The following is an 18,532-nucleotide window of genomic DNA, read 5'->3' on the forward strand; positions in this document are numbered from 1 at the left end:
ACCGCCGAGCGGATACCCCCCACGGTCAACGGTCCCGCCGCCCAACGGGTAACCGCCGCGATCGATGGCTCCACCACCAAGCGGATACCCACCGCGATCGACGGTTCCACCACCCAGCGGGTAACCGCCACCGGCAGGCCCATTACCACTCAGGTAGCCACCGCTGTCATCGGCAGACCCATCGTCACTCGGATAGCCACCGCCAGACCTGTCGTCGCCGGGGAAGCTGCCGTCCGGCCCGTCGTCGCTGGGGAAGCCGCTGTCCGGGAATGACCCGTCGGTGGGGGCCGGGTAGCCACGGCTGCCGCGGCGCGTTCCCGCGCGCCGCGGTTCGTCCGTGTCGTCGCCCGGTGGCATGCCGGTGCCGGCTCGGGGCGGAATGGCATCCCATCCACGCCCCGAGCGTGCACCACGTCGTCCGGCCATCGCGGGTTACCGGATCAGAAGTCGACCGGCGGCAGCTCGGGCCCACCGGCGGCATCGCCGGCGCCGGCCTGGCCGACACCGAGCTTCTCCAGGATCTTCTTCTCGATCTCGGCGGCGACGTCCGGGTTCTCCTTGAGGAACTCCCGGGCCTTCTCCTTGCCCTGACCGAGCTGGTCGCCGTCGTACGTGTACCACGCACCGGACTTGCGGATGATGCTCTGCTCGACACCGACGTCGATGAGCGACCCCTCACGGGAGATGCCCTTGCCGTACATGATGTCGAACTCGGCCTGCTTGAACGGCGCGGCCACCTTGTTCTTGACGACCTTGACCCTGGTCCGGTTGCCGATGACGTCGGTGCCGTCCTTCAGGGCCTCGATGCGCCGGACGTCGAGACGCACCGACGAGTAGAACTTCAGCGCGCGGCCACCGGTCGTGGTCTCGGGCGAGCCGAACATGACACCGATCTTCTCGCGGAGCTGGTTGATGAAGATCGCGGTGGTGCCCGAGTTGTTCAGGATGCCGGTGATCTTCCGGAGCGCCTGGCTCATCAGACGGGCCTGGAGACCGACGTGGCTGTCGCCCATCTCACCCTCGATCTCGGCACGGGGCACGAGCGCCGCCACCGAGTCGATGACGATGATGTCGAGGGCGCCGGAGCGGATCAGCATGTCCGCGATCTCGAGGGCCTGCTCACCGGTGTCCGGCTGGGAGACCAGCAGGGCGTCGGTGTCGACACCGAGCGCCCGCGCGTAGTCCGGGTCGAGGGCGTGCTCGGCGTCGATGAACGCCGCGAGACCGCCCGCCTTCTGCGCGTTGGCCACCGCGTGCAGGGCGACCGTCGTCTTACCGCTCGACTCGGGACCGTAGACCTCGATGACCCGGCCGCGCGGCAGACCGCCGACGCCGAGCGCCACATCGAGGGCGATGGAGCTGGTGGGGATGACGGCCATCTGCTGGACCGGCCGCTCCCCGAGCCGCATCACCGAACCCTTGCCGAACTGCTTGTCGATCTGTGCCAGCGCCAGTTCGAGCGCCTTCTCCCGATCAGGTGTCCCTGCCGCCATTCCCGCCACCCCTGTATTCGACTTCGCGTTCTTCGTCGACGAGCTTTTATTCACCACGGACGCCACGGTAGGCGAGGGGTACGACAAAAATCCTCCGCCCCGTCGTGTGCTGTGGATGACTGAGCCGCTGTGGACAATAGCCGAACACCTGTACGACTATCGACCGACACGCCAGAACAGGTGTTCCAAAGCAGCTCAGCGTAGTTGCGAGGGCACCCGATCGGGATAAGCCGCGACCACCGCGCGCCAAATAGTGACGGTTTCGATACCGTGAGCTATCGCACCGTCGATCGTCCGGCCGCCCAGTTCCGTGAAGGCATGGTCGGCCGCGATGCTGCGGGCGTAGGCGGGCCCGAAGCTCTGCTCCAGTCGTTCCCAAAAATCTGTCAACCGCACCGGAGAAGGGTACCCACGGACGACCTTGCGGTGCCGTACCCGCAAATCGCCCTGGGGTCTCACCGGCCAATCACCCGGAACCGGCCGCCCGGCGTCTCCCGCGCCGGCCTCCGGCTCTGGAACCGCCCGCCCGGCGGCCTCATCAGCACCGGCCCACGGCGAAGGAGCCGACCGGCCGGTCGGGGCCCCCGATGTCGGCCTCGGGTCAGGAAGGAGGTCGGCATCAGGCCAGGAAGGAAGACGACTCCGGGTCGGGACGGAAGGCGACTCCGGGTCGGGTCGGAAGGCGGCTTCGGGCCGGGACGGAAATCGGCTTCGGGTCAGGAGGCCGGATGCCCGGCCGCCCCCGGGCGCGGCGGCGCGGCCGCGCGACCTTGTCTCAGGCGACCGCCCGGGCGGCGATCCGAAGATCATCGACGAGCCCGCGGTACGCCTCCTCACGGTCGTCCGCCCGCAGCACCGCGGACGGATGGATCGTGGCGAGCGCCTGGATGTCGGCCACCGGAAAGTCCTCCGGGTGCTGCGCGGACGCCGGCCACGGCATGAGCTGGCCCCGCGCCCGGGTCACCCGGAACGACGGGCCGAGCAGCGCCTTCCCCGCGGTGGCTCCGAGGATCACCACCAGCTCCGGCTTGAGCAGCGAGAACTCGGCCACCAGCCATGGCCGGCACGAGGTGATGTGGGCCGGCCCGGGAGTCTGATGGATCCGGCGGCTGCCCCGCGACTCGAAGCGGAAGTGTTTCACGGCATTGGTGATGTACAACTCGGCCGGATCGATCCCGGCGTCGTCCACAGCCTCCCGGAGCAGGCGCCCGGCCGGGCCGACGAAGGGCAAACCCCGCTGGTCCTCGATGTCGCCCGGCTGCTCGCCCACGAAAACGATTCGCGCGTCCGGCGCGCCCCGGCCGAACACCGTCTGGGTCGCGTCCCGATGCAGCTCACAGCCGTGACAGTCCGCCGCTGACGACTTCAGTTCATCAATACTCCGAGGGTGCGGCGGCACCCACTGCTGCGCGCCGGCCGGCGCTTCGGTCCATGACATCGCACTGTTCTACCCCTCCCCTACGACAAAATGTGCCCGGGATGCCCCGTCCGATGTACCCACCTCATCGCATCGGATGAGTGACGCCGGCCGGATTGACCGCAATGGCGATCGCCGCGGCCAGGTCGGCCGCCTCCCCGCTCTCCAGGGTGCTGATCGTCACCCGGATCCCCGGTGGGGAGTCGATCCGGAAGATCGCCCCGGGCGCCACCGCCCAGCCCCGGTCACGGAGCGCAGCGACGGCCTGGGTCTCGTCCGGAACCGGAACCCAGACGTTGATGCCGGTGTCGCCGTGCGCCTCGACGCCCACGGCCCGCAGCGCCTCCCGCAGCTCACGACGGCGCTCGCCGTAGACCCGCGCGGCCCCCGCCACCCGGCCGGTCACCTCCTTGTCCTGCCACAACCACAGCAGCAGCCGCTGGAGCACGGTGGAGACCCAGCCCATGCCGATGCGCATCCGCCCCGCGACGCGGGCCACGGTGGTCTCGTCGCCCACGAGCACGGCGATGCGCAGATCGGGGCCGAAGGGCTTGGAGGCGGACCGGACGAAGGCCCAGGAACCCGTCACCGGGCCGATGCAGTGCGCCTCCCGCTCGGCCAGCTCGGCAGCGTGATCGTCCTCGATGACCAGCACGCCGGGGTGGGCGCTCAGCAGGCTCCGGAGCCGCCCGGCCCGCTCGGCGCTCACCGCGGCCCCGGTCGGATTCTGCGCCCGGACCGTGACGATCACGGCGCGGGCGCCGGCCCGCAGCGCGGACTCCAGGGCCACCGGGTCGGGGCCGGCCCGGTCGACGGCCACCGGCAGGACCCGCAGGCCCAGGGCGGCGAGCAGGTCGATCACGCCGGCCCAGCCGGGATCCTCAACCGCGACGGCGTCACCCGGGCGCAGATGCGCGACGAGCACCCGCTCGATCGAGTCGAGCGCCCCCGACGTCACCACCAGCTCCGCGCCGTCGACCGGCACGCCCTCGGCGATCAGGCGGGGGCGCGCGGCGTCGACCAGCTCCGGCATGGTGACCGCGGACGTGTAGCCCTGCGGTGGGATCTCGGCGGCCCCCGCGGCGGTCAGCGCGGGGGCCAAGGGTGGCAGGAGCCGCACGTCGGGCTCGCCGGAGGAGAGATCGCGCAGATGGGACGGCACCGGGGCGCGTGAGCCGGCCCGTGACACGGCGACCGCCGGGCGGGAGCGGACGCGGGTGCCGCGACGGCCCTCGGTCTCGATCACCCCGCGCTGGCGCAGCTCCTGATAGGCCTTCGCGACCGTCGCGGGACTGACGTGCAGAGAGCCCGCGAGGACACGGACCGAGGGAAGCGCGGCGCCGGCGATCCAGTCGCCCCGGACGATGCCCGACTCGATGCTGGCCGAAATCTCGGCGGCGCTGTCTCCGCTGACCTGATACTGTTCTGCCACAGGAGCGATTCTGTACTAGTACAGCGACCGGCGCAACCCCGGGAAGGCCCCCGATGACCGATCTCTACACCCCCACACCGCGCACCACCGCGACCCGCACCCGCAAGCGGATGCACTACGAGCGGGAGACCGTCCACGCCATCCTCGACGAGGCGTACGACTGCGCGGTGGGTTTTGTGGTCGACGGTGAGCCCCGCGTCCTGCCGAACCTGCACGTTCGGGTGGACGACACGCTCTACCTGCACGGCTCCACCGGCTCCCGGCTCGGGCTGGCGGCCCGCGGCGACGGTGTCCCGGTGTGTGTGACCGTGACCCTGCTCGACGGGCTGGTCTATGCCCGCTCCCAGTTCAACCACAGTGCCAACTACCGCTCCGTGGTCGCCCTCGGCACCGCCCGGCCGGTCACCGACGAGGCCGAGAAACTGCGGGTCCTGCTCGCGCTGGCCGACAAGATCGGCGACGGCCGCGCCGCGGACAGCCGGCCACCCAACCGGCAGGAGCTCGCCCAGACCGCCCTGCTCGCGCTGCCGCTCGTCGAGGTGTCGGCGCGCGCCCGCTCCGGCGGGGTGATCGACGACCCGGAGGATCTGGAGCTGCCGCACTGGGCCGGCGTGCTCCCGCTGCGTGTGGTGGCCGGGCCGCCGGTGACCGAGCCCGAGGTCGCCGCCGCCCCACCGGCCTACCTGCCCGGCCACCCCTCCGAGTGGCAGACCCCGGTCGTGCTGGAGGGCCGCCACGTCCGCCTGGAGCCGCTCACGCCCGGGCACGTGCCGGCGCTGTTCGAGGCACTCGACGACGAGGAGGTCTGGCGGCACATCCCGACGCCCAGGCCACGCACGGCCGAGGAGTTCGCCGGCGACGTCACCGGGGTGCTCCGCGGCCAGTGGACGGGGCAGCGCTGCGGGTGGGCCCAGATCGATCCGGCCACCGGCGCTGTGATGGGGATGACGACCTACCACGACATCGACACCGGGCACCGATCCCTCGGCATCGGCCACACGATGCTCGGCCGCCGCTGGTGGCGGACCGGGGTGAACACCGAGGCGAAACTCCTGCTGCTGGAGCGGGCTTTCGACGTGCTCGGCGCCGAGCGGGTGTTCTGGTACACCGACATTCGCAACGAGCGATCCCAGCGCGCCATCGCCCGGCTCGGGGCGAGCCGGGACGGGGTGATCCGCCGCCAGCGGCAGAGGCCGGACGGCAGCTGGCGCGACACCGTACTCTTCGCGATGACCGCGGACGAATGGCCGGCCGCGGCGCAGCGCCTCCGGGATCGGCTGGCCACGCGATGACACACCCCGGGAAAGGCTGACCGATGCTCGGCATAACCGACTTCTGGACGTACGTGCTGGGCGTGGTGGCGATCGTGCTGCTGCCCGGACCGAACTCCATCTTCGTGCTCTCGGTCGGTGCACAGCGTGGCGTCCGGGCCGGTTATCAGGCGGCGCTCGGTGTCTTCGTCGGTGACGCGGTGCTGATGATCCTGGCCGCCACCGGTGTCGCATCGCTGCTGAACGCGTACCCGCCGCTGTTCCTGGTCCTGAAGTACGCGGGCGCCGCCTACCTGGCCTGGGTCGGAGTCAACATCATCCGCAGCGCCTGGCGCACGTGGCGTCAGCGTTCGGAGCTCGCCTCCACCACGACCGAGGAGGTCCCACCGGGCATGCAGCGGCCGTTCCGCCGAGCCGCCGTGATCAGTCTGCTCAACCCCAAGGCGATCCTGTTCTTCGTCTCGTTCTTCATCCAGTTCGTCGAGCCCGGTTATCCGCATCCCGCGCTGTCGTTCCTGGTCCTGGGCACGGTGGTGCAGTTCTTCAGCGCGCTGTACCTGTCGGCGCTGATCTTCGGTGGCCGCTACCTGGCCGGCCAGTTCCGGCAGCGGCGCAAGCTGGTCACCGGGGCGAGCACGGCTGTGGGCGCTCTGTTCGTCGGATTCGGCATCAAGCTGGCGACCGCCAGCGTGAGCTGAGCCGTCACACGGCTCGACCGGGACCACGGCCGGGTCCACGGCCGACGATGTGACGTCCGACGTGGGCGGTTCGTTTCAGCTGGCTTACGGGGGCGACGGATGACCGAAACTGGTCATTGGGTTGGGTTGCTTCGCGCGGTCGTTCGGCAGTGCGCTTCGTGGCAGCGCGGAGCAGTGCGCTTCGTCTGATCGGGACGGTTCATTCCATGCGCTTTGCCGGTCGGGTCGAGTCGCTTTGCGCAATTCGCCTGGCTGGTCGGGGTGTTTCGCGTGCTTCATCCGCTTGGGGTGGGGCGTTTTCGCACCGTTCCCCTGGTCACGGGGTGGTGCGTTTGCACGGTTCCCCTGGTCACGGGGTGGTGCGTTTGGCGTAGAAGGTGCCTCTGATCATTTGGATTTTGATCAGGTCGGACTTCCAGTTCTTTGTCGGGGTGCTCCAGCCGAGGGTGTATGCCTGGCCGTTGATCACGAACCAGCGGACTCCTGCCTGTCGGGGAGTGCCGGCCCGGGAGCGGTAGCGGAACTCCCAGTCGGCGGCCTTGTTCAGCAGCGGGACCGGGGCGATGTCGATCAGGGCGTAACCCGGTGGGGTTTTGGAACTGGCGGTGCGGCGTTCCTCGGCCTGGGATTCCGCCAGCGGGTCGGCCGTTGGATCACGGCCGGTGTCCAGGCTCATCACCCGGGCGCCGCGTGGGCTCCGGAAGCAGTAGGTGTCGCCGACCCGCTGGTAGGTCCAGCCGTCCGGGACCGCGATGTGGAAGCCTGAGCCGTCGTTGAAGTACGACCATCCGGCCTGGAGCATCAAGCCGTTGACTCCGCGGGTCGCGGCTTTCTGCGGAGTTCTGGGCAGGCCGGCCGGCGGGGTCGCATCACAGCGGACCGGCGAGTATGCGGCCGACCGGGAGGTCACCTTCGCCGACGGATCCACGGCTGTGGGCGTCACACCGGGCGAGAGCTGGGCGGTTGTCCCCGCCCCGGGCGAGAGCTGAGCGGTTGGCCCCGCCCCGGGCGATTGCTGCGAAGTAGGCACTGTCCCGGGCGAACGCTGAGCAGTAGGCGCCGGCCCGGGCGGATGCTGGACGTCGGGGGTCACCTCGGGCGGAAGTTGGGCATCGGGCTTCGCCGCGGTTGCCTCCTTGGACGGCTTCGGCCCGGGCGGGGCTGTCTCCGGCGGGGCGGTTCCTGGTGGGGCGGTTCCCGGCTGCGTTGTTCCTGAGTTGGTCGCTCCCGGATGGGCTTCCGGTAATGCCCCTCCGGACAGCGTTCCTGATGAGGGCGTTCCCGGAGGCGCGAGGCCTGGGGAGGGTGAACCTGATGGCGCGGGATTCTGCGGTGACGAGGGCGCTGATGTTTCCGGCGGCATCTCGGGTAGACCGACCGGCGGCTGCGGGAGGCCGGGGCCCGGCGAGGGCCCACGGCCTGGGGAGGCCCCAGTGCCCGGCGAGGACGGCGACTTGCCAGGTGCGGATGCGCTGGGCACTCCCGGTGGAGCGGCTGAAGGTCGCGCACCTGATCCGGATCCGGCGGAGTCGGAAGCGGAGGAAGAGGCTGAGGCTGAGGCTGTGGTCGACGATTCGGCGGTGGAAGTTGACATCGCGGGTGGGAGGAAGACCTGGGGGCTCGGTTTGTTCAGCTCGGCCGCGTAACCGGCCAGCAGGCTGCCGCCGAGCAGCAGGACTACCAGGCCGGTGGCGGTCAGGCGGGCCTGGGTCACCCGGATTCTCGCTCTCCGGAGACGGGACAGGCGGGACGGCCTCAGGATCTCGCCGGAGATCACCGGACCGGGCTCGAGCCTGGCGGGAACCAGTTCCTGCCCGGCCGGCCGGTTCGGACTGATGATCTCCAGCTCGGGTTCCCCGCCCGGAGACCGGCCCGAGGATGCGATGACCGCCGGCGAATCCGTGGAGACGGTAACCAGCGGCGGATCCACAGAGGCAGTGACCAGCGGCGGGTCCGCGGAACTGGTGACCGGCGCCGGGCTCGGAGAGGCGGTGACCGACGGCGGGCTCGGAGAGGCGGTGACCGACGGCGAGTCTGTAGAGATGGGGACCGACAGCGGCTCTGCGGAGACAGGGCCCGGCGGCGGGTTTGTGGGGGCAGCGGGCCTCGGTGATTCCGTCGCGACGGTTGAAGGTGGTCTCGGGGAGACGTTTACCTGCGGATCCCCGGGGACGGCTGGTCGTGGCGGATCCACCGGGGCCGAGAGCGGGGGCTGGGCCGTGGAGGCGGGGCTGGTACCCGTACCGGCAAATGGGTCTGGGTCTTGAAGGGGTGAGCGGTCGGGAACAGGGCTGCTCGGGGGAATCGGCACGACCGGCGGGCGGGGCTCGGTGCCACGGGACTCGGTGTGGCGGGACTCGGTGTGGCGGGGCTCGGTGTGGCGGGGCTCGGTGTGGCGGGGGCGGCTGGGGGTGCGCTGGGTTGGCAGGAGGGGGATCTCGCGTGGGTCGGCGACCACGATCCGGCGTAGGCGGCGTTCGACCTGGGGGGCGGTCAGCCGGTCGGCGGGCTCGTAGCGGAGCAGGCCGGCCAGGATCGGGGTGAGCGGGCCGGCCCGGACAGGTGGGTCCGGTGGTTCGGTGGCCAGGGCGGCCAGGGTCGCCATCGCGGTCTCCCTCGCGTACGGCGACTGACCCTCGACCGCCGCGTACAGCGTCGCGCCCAGCGACCACAGGTCGGATTCGACGGTGGACGCGCCGTCCAGGCCGCGTTCCGGGGACACGTACTGCGGGGAGCCGACGATCAGGCCCGGCGCGGTCACCGAGCCGTCGTCCACGAACGTCGCCAGACCGAAATCGGTCAGCACCACTCGGCCGTCGGTGCCGATCAGCACGTTGTGCGGCTTCACGTCGCGGTGCAGCACGCCGGCCCGGTGCGCGGCGGCCAGAGCGTCCAGCACGGCCAGGCCGATCCGCGCCGCGACGGCCGGGCCGTAGGGACCGTCCTCCAGCAGGACCTGCTGCAACGAGCGGGACTCCACGTACTCCATGACGATCCAGGACAGGCCGTCGTCGTTCACCACGTCGTAGATCCGGACCACGTTCGGGTGATTCAGACGCGCGGCGCTTCGAGCCTCACGGAGGGTCCGCTGTCTCAGCCGGGCCTGTTCATCCTCGGTCAACCACTCGGGCGGAACGATCTCCTTGACCGCCACGTCGCGGTGCAGCATCTCGTCCCGGGCCAGCCAGACCCGGCCCATTCCGCCCGCGCCGACCGGTTCCAGAAGACGGTACCGGCCGGCGACGAGTCTCTGCCTGACCGCCATCGGCACCCACCCATCACGTCGGGGATCAGGATAATCAGGCACAGACCGCCCATGGAACGACGATCACCCGGTCACCGCGTGGGCCGTTTTTTGTCGTACCCCGGGGGCAGGATGTCAGGCATGGGAGAGGTGCTGACGGAGTTCGGGCCGGCCACCAGGGAGTGGTTCACGGCAGCCTTCGCCGCGCCCACCGCCGCGCAGGCCGGGGCCTGGCAGGCGATCGGGGCGGGGCGCAACGCGCTGGTGGTCGCGCCGACAGGGTCCGGCAAGACCCTGGCCGCGTTCCTCTGGTCGCTGGATCGGCTGGCCGCCGAGCCACTCCCGGAGGAGCCACGGCGCCGCTGCCGGGTGCTCTATGTCAGCCCGCTGAAAGCGCTGGCCGTCGACGTCGAGCGCAACCTGCGCGCGCCGCTGACCGGCATCCGGCAGGCGGCCGGCCGGCTGGGTCTGCCCCCGCCGGAGATCACCGTCGGCATGCGCACCGGCGACACCCCGGCCGAGGAGCGCCGAGGGTTCGCGCGCACTCCGCCGGACATCCTGATCACCACACCCGAGTCGCTGTTCCTGCTGCTCACGTCGGCGGCGCGGGAGTCGCTGCGCGGTGTCCGCACGGTGATCCTGGACGAGGTGCACGCGGTCGCGGCGACCAAGCGGGGCGCGCACCTGGCCCTGTCCCTGGAGCGGCTGGACGAGCTGCTGGAGCGGCCGGCCCAGCGGATCGGCCTGTCCGCGACGGTGCGCCCGATCGACGAGACGGCCCGGTTCCTCGGCGGCTCGCGTGACGTCGAGATCGTCCAGCCGAAAACCGCCAAGACCATCGAGGTGTCGGTCGAGGTCCCGGTGGAGGACATGACCCGTCTCGACGAGACGCCGGAGGGCGACGAGGAGCAGGGCCGGCGCACCCCGTCGATCTGGCCGGCCGTCGAGGAGCGGGTTCTCGACCTGATCGGGGCGCACCGGTCGACGATCGTGTTCACGAATTCGCGGCGGGGCGCCGAGCGGCTCTGCGCGCGCCTCAACGAGCTGGCCGCCGAGCGGGCCGATCCGGAGCTCGCCCTGGCCGTGGCCGGTGGCCGCACGCCCGCGGAGATCATGGCGCAGGCCGGCGGCACCCGGGGCGCGCCGCCCGTGGTGGCCCGCGCCCACCACGGCAGTGTCTCCCGCGAGGAGCGCAAACAGATCGAGGAGGCGCTGAAATCCGGGCTGCTCCCGGCGGTGGTGGCCACGTCGAGTCTGGAGCTGGGCATCGACATGGGCGCGGTCGACCTGGTGGTGCAGATCGAGGCGCCGCCGTCGGTCGCGGCCGGCCTGCAGCGCATCGGCCGGGCCGGGCACCAGGTGGGCGCGGTCTCGCGCGGCGTGGTCTTCCCGAAACACCGGGGTGATCTGCTGTCCTGTGCGGTGGTGGCGGAGCGGATGGGCGACGGCGCGATCGAGGAGCTGCGCTGCCCGCGTAACCCGCTGGATGTGCTGGCCCAGCAGATCGTGGCGATGGTCGCGCTGGACGAGTGGCAGGTCGACGACCTGGCGGCGCTGGTGCGGCGGGCCGCGCCGTTCGCCGAGCTGCCGTCGTCGGCGTTGCACGCGGTGCTCGACATGCTCTCCGGGCGTTATCCGTCGACGGCGTTCGCCGAGCTGCGGCCACGTCTGGTGTGGGATCGCGCCACCGATCAGCTCACCGGCCGGCCCGGCGCTCAGCGTCTCGCCGTGACCAGCGGCGGCACGATTCCCGACCGGGGCATGTTCGGTGTCTTCCTGGCCGGATCGGAGCGGGCGTCCCGGGTCGGCGAGCTGGACGAGGAGATGGTCTACGAGTCCCGGGTCGGCGACGTCTTCCTGCTCGGCTCGACGTCCTGGCGGATCGAGGACATCACCCCCGACCGGGTCCTGGTCTCCCCGGCGCCGGGCGCGCCGGCCAAGATGCCGTTCTGGAAAGGGGACTCCCCCGGCCGCCCGATCGAGCTGGGCCGGGCCATCGGCGCCCGGCTGCGGGCCCTGACCAAGGCCGGTGACGACGGCGCGACCACGGCACTGCGCGAGTCGGGGCTGGACGAGTGGGCGGCCGGCAACCTGGTCACCTACCTGCGTGAGCAGCGCGAGGCGACCCGGCATCTGCCCGACGACCGGACCGTGGTGGTGGAGCGGTTCCGCGACGAGCTGGGCGACTGGCGGATGACCGTGCACTGTGTGCTGGGCGCCAAGGTCAACGCGCCGTGGGCACTGGCGATCGCCCGGCGGCTGAGCGAGCGGTTCGGGGTGGACGGCCAGGTGATGCCCTCCGACGACGGCATCGTGGTGCGCCTGCCGGACACCGCCGAGGAGCCACCCGGTTCCGACCTGGTGGTCTTCGACCCGGAGGAGATCGCCCAGATCGTCGAGGAGGCGGTCGGCACGTCGGCGCTGTTCGCGTCCCGGTTCCGGGAGTGCGCGGCCCGGTCGCTGCTGCTGCCCCGCCGCGATCCGAAACGCCGTCAGCCGCTCTGGCAGCAGCGGCAGCGGTCGGCGCAGCTGCTCGACGTGGCCCGGGAGTTCGCCGACTTCCCGGTCACCCTGGAAGCGGCGCGGGAGTGTCTGCAGGACGTGTTCGACGTACCGGGACTGGTGGGTCTGATGCGGGAGGTCGCGGGCCGCAAGATCCGGCTGGTGGAGACGGAGACCTCGCGGCCGTCGCCGTTCGCCCGGTCGTTGCTCTTCGGTTATGTGGGCGCCTTCCTCTACGAGGGCGACGCCCCGCTGGCCGAGCGCCGGGCCGCCGCGCTGGCCCTCGACTCGACGCTGCTCGGCGAGCTGCTGGGCCGGGTCGACCTGCGGGAGCTGCTCGACCCGGCGGTGGTGGCCGAGACCGAGACACAGCTGCAGTGGCTCACCGCGCAGCGCACCCCGCGCGATGCGGAGGATGCCGCCGAGCTGCTCCGGCTGCTCGGCGACCTGTCCCCGGCCGAGCTGGCCCTGCGCGGTGTCCCCGAGGAGTGGGTGGGCGATCTCGCGGCGGCCCGGCGGGCGATCCGGGTGCGGGTGGCCGGTGAGGACAGGTGGATCGGCATCGACGACGCCGCCCGCTATCGGGACGCGCTCGGTGTCGCCCTGCCGGTCGGCATCCCCGAGGCCTATCTGGAGCCGGTCGCCGATCCCCTCGGTGACCTGGTCGCCCGGTTCGCCCGCACCCACGGGCCGTTCGCGGCGGCCACCTGCGCGGCCCGGTTCGGGCTCGGTGTCTTCGTCGTCGAGCAGGCCCTGAAACGGCTCGCCGCGACCGGCCGGGTCACCTCCGGCGAGTTCTCCCCCGGCGGCGCCGGCACCGAGTGGTGCGACGCCGAGGTGCTGCGGATGCTGCGGCGGCGTTCGCTGGCCGCGCTGCGCCGCGAGATCGAGCCGGTGCCACCCCGGGTGCTGGCCACCTTCCTGCCCCGCTGGCAGCAGGTCGGCGGCAACAACCGCGGGGTGGACGCGCTGGCCGCCGCCCTCGACCAGGTGCAGGGCTTGGCCGTGCCGGCGTCCGCGTGGGAGCGGCTGGTGCTGCCCGCGCGGGTCGCCGACTACGCGCCACCCCAGCTCGACGAGCTGTGCGCCTCCGGGGAGGTGCTGTGGGCCGGTTCCGGGTCGATCTCCGGCGGGGACGGCTGGGTGACCCTGGCCTACGCGGAGAGCGCACCGCTGCTGCTGCCACCGGCCGACGAGGAGATCGCCGCCGGCCCGCTGCACCAGGCGGTGCTGTCCGCGCTGGAGGACGGGCAGGCCCTGTTCTTCCGGTCGCTCTCCGACCGGGTCGGATCGACCGACGACACCGAGTTGTCCGCGGCCGTGTGGGACCTGGTGTGGTCCGGTCATCTCACCAACGACACGTTCGCGCCGCTCCGGGCCCTGCTCGGCGGCAGCGGCGCCCACAAGGCGAAGGCGGCGCCGGCCCGCTCCCGCTACCGGCGTCCCGGCCGCCCGAACATGCCCGCAAGAGGCGGTCCCGCGAACATGGCGGGCCGCTGGTCCCGGCTGCCGCTCCGCGACCTGGACCCGACCCGCCGGGCCGCCGCGACAGCCGACCTGCTGCTGGAACGACACGGTGTGGTGACCCGGGGCGCGGCCGTGGCCGAGGGCGTGACCGGCGGTTTCGCCGCCGTCTACCCGGTGCTGGCGGCCATGGAGGAACGCGGCGCGGCCCGCCGGGGCTATTTCGTCGAGGGGTTGGGCGCGGCCCAGTTCGCGGTGCCCGGCGCCGTCGACCGCTTGCGGGCCCTGAGCGAACCCGACGAGGACCGCCGCACGCCCTCACCCGCGGTGGTGCTGGCAGCCACCGACCCGGCCAACCCCTACGGCGCCGCCCTGCCCTGGCCGGACCGCATCGTGGACACCGGCGAGACGGAAACCACCGCAAAGTCGGGCCACCGAGCCGGCCGCAAGGCAGGTGCCCTGGTAGTGCTGACCGCCGGCGACCTGGTGTTGTACGTGGAACGAGGCGGCCGCACCCTGCTCTCCTTCACCGACGACACCGACCTGCTGACCCGGGCCGCCCACGGCTTGGCGGGCGCGGTCCGCTCCGGCGCCTTGGGCCCGATGTCCGTCGAACGCGCCGACGGCGAGTCGGTGCACGCCTCACCCCTGCGCGACGCCTTGACCACTGCGGGTTTCCGCGCGACTCCACGAGGCTTGCGGTTAAGAGCATGAAACCCTCTTTCGGTACGCGTAGATCGTCCCGCCGAACTACACCTCCCGTCCGGTCGACGCGAGGCAGGCGCCACTCCGGGCCGTCCCGCGCCCGCCGGGCCATATGCGGTGGTCAAGGACCACCACAGCGCGCACCCATCGCCGCATCCCCACAGCGGGTGTGATCACGGGAAGCCGGCCGGCACCCCTAAGGAGACCTGCGGCGAAGGGTAGCCCCGAAGGCTCCGCAGAAGAGACCGAGGCTCAATGCCCGTCAGACAGAGACCACTGCGGAAGCTCGGCGGGTAAAGGTGGCGCCGCGGATCTGGCAGGCGGAAGCAAGTCCGGACAGGACCGAAAGGTCTCCAGCCGAGAGCAAGTACGGGAGAGGGCGAGAAGCTGCTGGCCGAGCGCAGCGGGAGCAAGCCCCAGGCTAGGCAAACGGATGCACACGAATCTCAGAACTCGGCGAACGAAACGGATGCCCGCGAGCCGCAGGGGTCGGCGAGCAGAACAGATGTGCGCAAGGCCTGAGCCAGCGAGCGGAAAAGGATGCGCGCAGGCAGGGCCTACCAGCAGAAACGACTGCGCGCCGGGGCCGGTAAACCCCACCGGCCAAAGGCAGAGATGGGCGGGGCCGAAAGCTCTCGGCCCCGCCCGTGCCTCAGAGCTGGGGAGCCACCTCAGCAGCCACCAGGTCCAGGTGGTCCAGGTCGGACAGGTCGAGCACCTGGAGGAACAGGCGGCTGGCGCCGGCTTCCGCGTACCGCCGGATGGTGTCCGCCGCCTCGGCGGGCGTTCCCACGATGCCGCCGTTGGTGCGCATCTCGTCGGCCTCGCGGCCGATGGCGGCGGCACGACGGGTGATCTCGGCGTCATCGCGGCCCACGCACAGGACGGCGGCTGCCGAGAACGTCGGGTGGTCACTGCGGCCGATGGCGTCCGAAGCGGCGCGGACCCGGTCGTACTGGGCGGGAATGTCTTCGATCTTGGAGAAGGGGACGTTGAACTCGGTGGCGTAGCGGGCCGCCAGGGCGGGGGTGCGCTTCTTGCCGTGGCCGCCGACGATGACCGGCGGGCGCGGGGACTGGGCCGGCTTGGGCAGCGCGGGCGAGTCGACGAGCTGGTAGTGCTTGCCGGTGTAGTCGTAGGTCGCCCCGGCCGGCGTCTCCCACAACCCGGTGATGATCTCCAGCTGTTCCTCGAGCCGGTCGAAGCGTTCGCCGAGCGGCGGGAAGGGGATGCCGTACGCGGTGTGCTCGTTCTCGAACCATCCACCGCCGAGACCGAACTCGACCCGGCCACCGCTCATCTGGTCGACCTGGGCGACGGCGATGGCCAGCGGGCCGGGCAGCCGGAACGTGGCCGAGCTGACGAGCGTGCCGAGCCGGATCCGGGACGTCTGCACGGCCAGCGCGGCGAGCGTGATCCAGGCGTCGGTCGGGCCGGGTAGACCGGACCCGTCACCCATCTTGACGTAGTGGTCGGAACGGAAGAATCCGTCGTATCCGCCGTCCTCGGCGGCCTTGGCGACCCGCAGGAGATCGTCGTGGGAGGCACCCTGCTGGGGTTCGGTGAAGATCACGAGACGCATGGCTCAACACTGCCATGTCGTTCCGGCGTGCCCGCGCCGCATCGATCAACAACAGGCAGTAACCTTGCGCACCATGGACGGTTACGGATGGATCAGTTTCACGACCGATTACGGCACTTTTGACGGTTTCGTCGCCGCGTGCCATGGCTCGATCGCCCGAGTGGCACCCGAAGCCCGCGTGATCGACGTCACGCACCACGTTCCGCCGGCCGACGTCACCCGTGGCGCCGCCGTCCTGGCGCAGACCGCCCCGCACCTGCCCGCGTCGGTGCATCTGGCGGTCGTCGACCCCGGTGTCGGCACGGCCCGCCGCGGCATCGTCCTGACCACGCCGAACGGTCTGCTCGTCGGCCCCGACAACGGCCTGCTGATCTGGGCGGCCGAAGCGCTCGGCGGCATCACCGCGGCGCACGAGCTGGACAACAAGGACTGGCAGCTGGGTGAGGTGTCCCGCACGTTCCACGGCCGCGACCTGTTCGCCCCGGCCGCGGCCCGCCTGGCGTCCGGCGCCGCCCCCGAAGAGGCCGGCCCCGCGCTCGATCCGGCGACCCTGATCCGCCTGCCGGACCCCGCGGTCACCATCGGCGACGGCTGGATCGAGTCCGAGGTCCTGACCGTCGACCGTTTCGGCAACGTCCAGTTGGCCGCCGAGGCCGCAACCCTCTCCGGCCTGGGCCACGACCTGATGATCAACGGAGGCGTCCGGGCCCGCCGAGGCACCACGTTCGCCGACGTCAACGTGGGCGAACTCTTGGTCTACCCGGACTCCGCCGACCGAGTAGCCATCGCCGTCAACAACGGCCGAGCCGTGGTACTCCTCTCGGTAGTCCCCGGCGACACGGTCCGCATCAACGCCCGCTAACCCAACCACCCCAGCCACAGCGAAACAGCCACGGCGGGAGCGGCGACGCGGCGGCGAGACGGCGACTGGGCGGCGACGACGCGGCGGCGGCGGCAGGGCGGCGGCGAGACAGGACGGCGAGACAGGACGGCGGGACAGCGCGGGGCGGGGCGACGGAAAGGTCACGACGGAGCAGGCGCGGCGGAACCAAAAATCTTCGCAAGGACCGGTGCCCGCCAAGGCAGTCAACGCGGCGGACGCCGGTCCGTCTTTTCAACCCAGATTTAGTACGCCACTCCACAGCCCTGTCCCGTCAGGTGACAAGGCAGGCGTCACCTCCCGACCGCCCCTGGCTGCCGACTCATGCATGCCCCTGACGGCCAGACCAAATCAAAACCACCGACGCCCTAAACACGAGGCCGACTCAAGATCCCAAACGCACAGCGGCTGGAGATGGGAACGCGGGAATGCCAGCCGGAAGGAAAGCGGATCCCGCACGCCAGCGGATGGCAATGGCCTGGAGGGAAAGACGGCCCGGAGGGAAACAGCCTGGTGTGAGCCAGCCCGGTGCAAGCCAGGCCGTCGCTGACCAGGCCGTTGCTGACCAGGCCGGCACTAGCCAGCCAGGTGTGAGCCAGACCGGTGCCAGCCGGTGCTAGCCAGGCGGGCGGGCAGCCAGGCGGGCGGGCAGCCAGGCGAGCGGGCAGCCAGGCGAGCGGGCAGCCAGGCGAGCGGGCAGCCAGGCGAGCGGGCAGCCGGGTGGTCGAGGCCGGCCGGGTCCGTCGGGGCCGCCGGGTGGATCGTCGGGGCTGGCGGGCGGTCGGGCGGAGCTGTCAGATGAGGTGGTGGACCCAGATGTTGGGTTCTACGTAGACGGCGTAGTTCTGGGCTGTGTCGCAATGTATTGGGGACAGGGCTCCCGGGACCTCGACCGGGCCTGTCTTGTCGAACGGTAGGGCTGTCCAGCTGCGCCACTGGTCCAGGGTTCCGGTCATCGTCATGCTGTGGTGGGCGATGTTCAGGATGCGGCCGCCCGCACGGACGTGGACTCGTAACCAGGGGTCGAGGGGGGAGGCCGTCGGGGCGGGTGGCGTTCGCGTACTCGGCAATCGGGTCGTTGATCTTCGAGGGTTTGCCGCTGGGACGGACCGGGGCCACCAGATCGCGGAAGCCGTGGGCCGCCGTGTTGTCGCGCATCGCGGTGAGCATGCGGGCGGAGAGGCCGGTGCCGCGCAGATCGGGCCGGATGTTGATCTCCAGTGCGGAGACGATCGTCGGTTCGGTGCCGGCCAGATGGTCGTGAACGGCGGTGCGGATCACCCAGTCCCAGCCGCCCTCGGGTAGGCCATCCGCCGGATCGCCGTCGTAGGCCAACGGCACCGCATGCGCCTTCGCCACCGCACGGCCGGTCGTCCGGTCCACCGCGAGCAGGGCAAACTCCGGCCACAGAGTGTCGAACCAGCGGTAGTAGAGGGCCGCCGTCGGATCCTGCCGCATGAACTCGGGCCAGCCGCCGTCCAGCTCCGCAAGCAACTCCCGGCGATCGCCGACCGGGGCGATGTCCAGCTCCATCCGCGCAGAATGCCAGCCCTGCACCCACCCCGTCACCCGGTTTCACAACGGTCGGCCCAATGCGGAAAGAGACCCAGGACCAGCCCTAGGCCGGAAAACGCGCAAGGCAGGGCGGGGCGCGGGGCGCAAGGCGCGGCACGGAGGGCGCGGCACGGAGGGCGGAGGCGCAAGGCGAAGGGGCGCGGGGCGGGGCGGAGGCGCGGGCGCCGAGGCGGCGGGGCGCGGCGCGCGGGAAGGAGGCGGCGCGGCGCGGGAAGGAGGCGGCGCGGCGCGGGAAGGAGGCGGCGCGGCGCGGGAAGAAGGCGGCGCGG

11 protein-coding genes are annotated in these 18,532 nt (G+C 71.5%); 4 read left to right on the plus strand and 7 right to left on the minus strand.

Translation table 11 applies throughout. The annotated features are described in order from the left end of the window. Positions 1-440 precede the first annotated feature (440 nt). The 4 genes from recA to Aco03nite_RS17745 form a co-directional block, all read right to left on the minus strand. Entirely contained in the window at positions 441-1,493 is a 1,053-nt protein-coding gene (gene recA, locus Aco03nite_RS17730; RefSeq protein ID WP_203796479.1) for a recombinase RecA, read from the minus strand. Positions 1,494-1,688: 195 nt separating this feature from the next. After that, positions 1,689-1,889: a DUF3046 domain-containing protein gene (locus Aco03nite_RS17735; RefSeq protein ID WP_203796452.1), complete on the minus strand. Its 201-nt coding sequence runs from the start codon at positions 1,887-1,889 to the stop codon at positions 1,689-1,691. A 379-nt stretch (positions 1,890-2,268) separates the two neighbouring features. Then, the gene (locus Aco03nite_RS17740) at positions 2,269-2,931 is read right to left on the minus strand and encodes a UdgX family uracil-DNA binding protein (RefSeq protein ID WP_203796453.1); all 663 of its coding nucleotides are present in this window, start codon (positions 2,929-2,931) and stop codon (positions 2,269-2,271) included. Positions 2,932-2,995: 64 nt separating this feature from the next. Continuing rightward, entirely contained in the window at positions 2,996-4,342 is a 1,347-nt protein-coding gene (locus Aco03nite_RS17745) for an aminotransferase class I/II-fold pyridoxal phosphate-dependent enzyme (RefSeq protein ID WP_203796454.1), read from the minus strand. A 53-nt stretch (positions 4,343-4,395) separates the two neighbouring features. On the opposite strand from Aco03nite_RS17745, the gene Aco03nite_RS17750 reads away from it, so the two are divergent. Next, entirely contained in the window at positions 4,396-5,634 is a 1,239-nt protein-coding gene (locus Aco03nite_RS17750; protein ID WP_203796455.1) for a bifunctional pyridoxamine 5'-phosphate oxidase family protein/GNAT family N-acetyltransferase, read from the plus strand. A gap of 23 nt (positions 5,635-5,657) precedes the next feature. Further along, on the plus strand, positions 5,658-6,311 hold the full coding sequence (gene leuE / locus Aco03nite_RS17755; RefSeq protein WP_203796456.1) for a leucine efflux protein LeuE: 654 nt from the start codon (positions 5,658-5,660) through the stop codon (positions 6,309-6,311). A 349-nt stretch (positions 6,312-6,660) separates the two neighbouring features. Here the strand turns inward: leuE and Aco03nite_RS52980 are convergent, their stop codons facing one another. Further along, positions 6,661-9,576 carry a serine/threonine-protein kinase gene (locus Aco03nite_RS52980; protein ID WP_239145229.1) on the minus strand — a complete coding sequence of 972 codons (2,916 nt, stop codon included), beginning with the start codon at positions 9,574-9,576 and terminating at the stop codon, positions 6,661-6,663. A gap of 111 nt (positions 9,577-9,687) precedes the next feature. Between Aco03nite_RS52980 and Aco03nite_RS17765 the strand changes: the two genes are divergently transcribed. Beyond that, positions 9,688-14,235, plus strand: coding sequence for an ATP-dependent helicase (locus Aco03nite_RS17765; protein ID WP_203796457.1), 4,548 nt, complete (start codon positions 9,688-9,690; stop codon positions 14,233-14,235). A gap of 643 nt (positions 14,236-14,878) precedes the next feature. Here the strand turns inward: Aco03nite_RS17765 and Aco03nite_RS17770 are convergent. Then, complete coding sequence (locus Aco03nite_RS17770) at positions 14,879-15,808, minus strand: LLM class F420-dependent oxidoreductase (RefSeq protein ID WP_203796458.1); 930 nt, start codon at positions 15,806-15,808, stop codon at positions 14,879-14,881. A 73-nt stretch (positions 15,809-15,881) separates the two neighbouring features. Here Aco03nite_RS17770 and Aco03nite_RS17775 point away from each other — a divergent pair, with 73 nt between their 5' ends. Next, the gene (locus Aco03nite_RS17775; RefSeq protein ID WP_203796459.1) at positions 15,882-16,670 is read left to right on the plus strand and encodes an SAM hydrolase/SAM-dependent halogenase family protein; all 789 of its coding nucleotides are present in this window, start codon (positions 15,882-15,884) and stop codon (positions 16,668-16,670) included. A 594-nt stretch (positions 16,671-17,264) separates the two neighbouring features. Here the strand turns inward: Aco03nite_RS17775 and Aco03nite_RS17780 are convergent. Then, on the minus strand, positions 17,265-18,221 hold the full coding sequence (locus tag Aco03nite_RS17780) for a hypothetical protein (protein ID WP_239145231.1): 957 nt from the start codon (positions 18,219-18,221) through the stop codon (positions 17,265-17,267). Between the last annotated feature and the right edge of the window lie 311 nt (positions 18,222-18,532).

The organism is Actinoplanes couchii, assembly GCF_016862075.1.
Lineage (GTDB): Bacteria > Actinomycetota > Actinomycetes > Mycobacteriales > Micromonosporaceae > Actinoplanes > Actinoplanes couchii.

Excerpts from the sequence above, each read along its gene's own strand:
- recA (WP_203796479.1), bottom strand. The coding sequence starts at position 1,493 with ATGGCGGCAGGGACACCTGATCGGGAGAAGGCGCTCGAACTGGCGCTG.
- Aco03nite_RS17740 (WP_203796453.1), bottom strand. The coding sequence starts at position 2,931 with ATGTCATGGACCGAAGCGCCGGCCGGCGCGCAGCAGTGGGTGCCGCCG.
- Aco03nite_RS17750 (WP_203796455.1), top strand. The coding sequence starts at position 4,396 with ATGACCGATCTCTACACCCCCACACCGCGCACCACCGCGACCCGCACC.
- leuE (WP_203796456.1), top strand. The coding sequence starts at position 5,658 with ATGCTCGGCATAACCGACTTCTGGACGTACGTGCTGGGCGTGGTGGCG.
- Aco03nite_RS52980 (WP_239145229.1), bottom strand. The coding sequence starts at position 9,576 with ATGGCGGTCAGGCAGAGACTCGTCGCCGGCCGGTACCGTCTTCTGGAA.
- Aco03nite_RS17765 (WP_203796457.1), top strand. The coding sequence starts at position 9,688 with ATGTCAGGCATGGGAGAGGTGCTGACGGAGTTCGGGCCGGCCACCAGG.
- Aco03nite_RS17770 (WP_203796458.1), bottom strand. The coding sequence starts at position 15,808 with ATGCGTCTCGTGATCTTCACCGAACCCCAGCAGGGTGCCTCCCACGAC.
- Aco03nite_RS17775 (WP_203796459.1), top strand. The coding sequence starts at position 15,882 with ATGGACGGTTACGGATGGATCAGTTTCACGACCGATTACGGCACTTTT.
- Aco03nite_RS17780 (WP_239145231.1), bottom strand. The coding sequence starts at position 18,221 with ATGGAGCTGGACATCGCCCCGGTCGGCGATCGCCGGGAGTTGCTTGCG.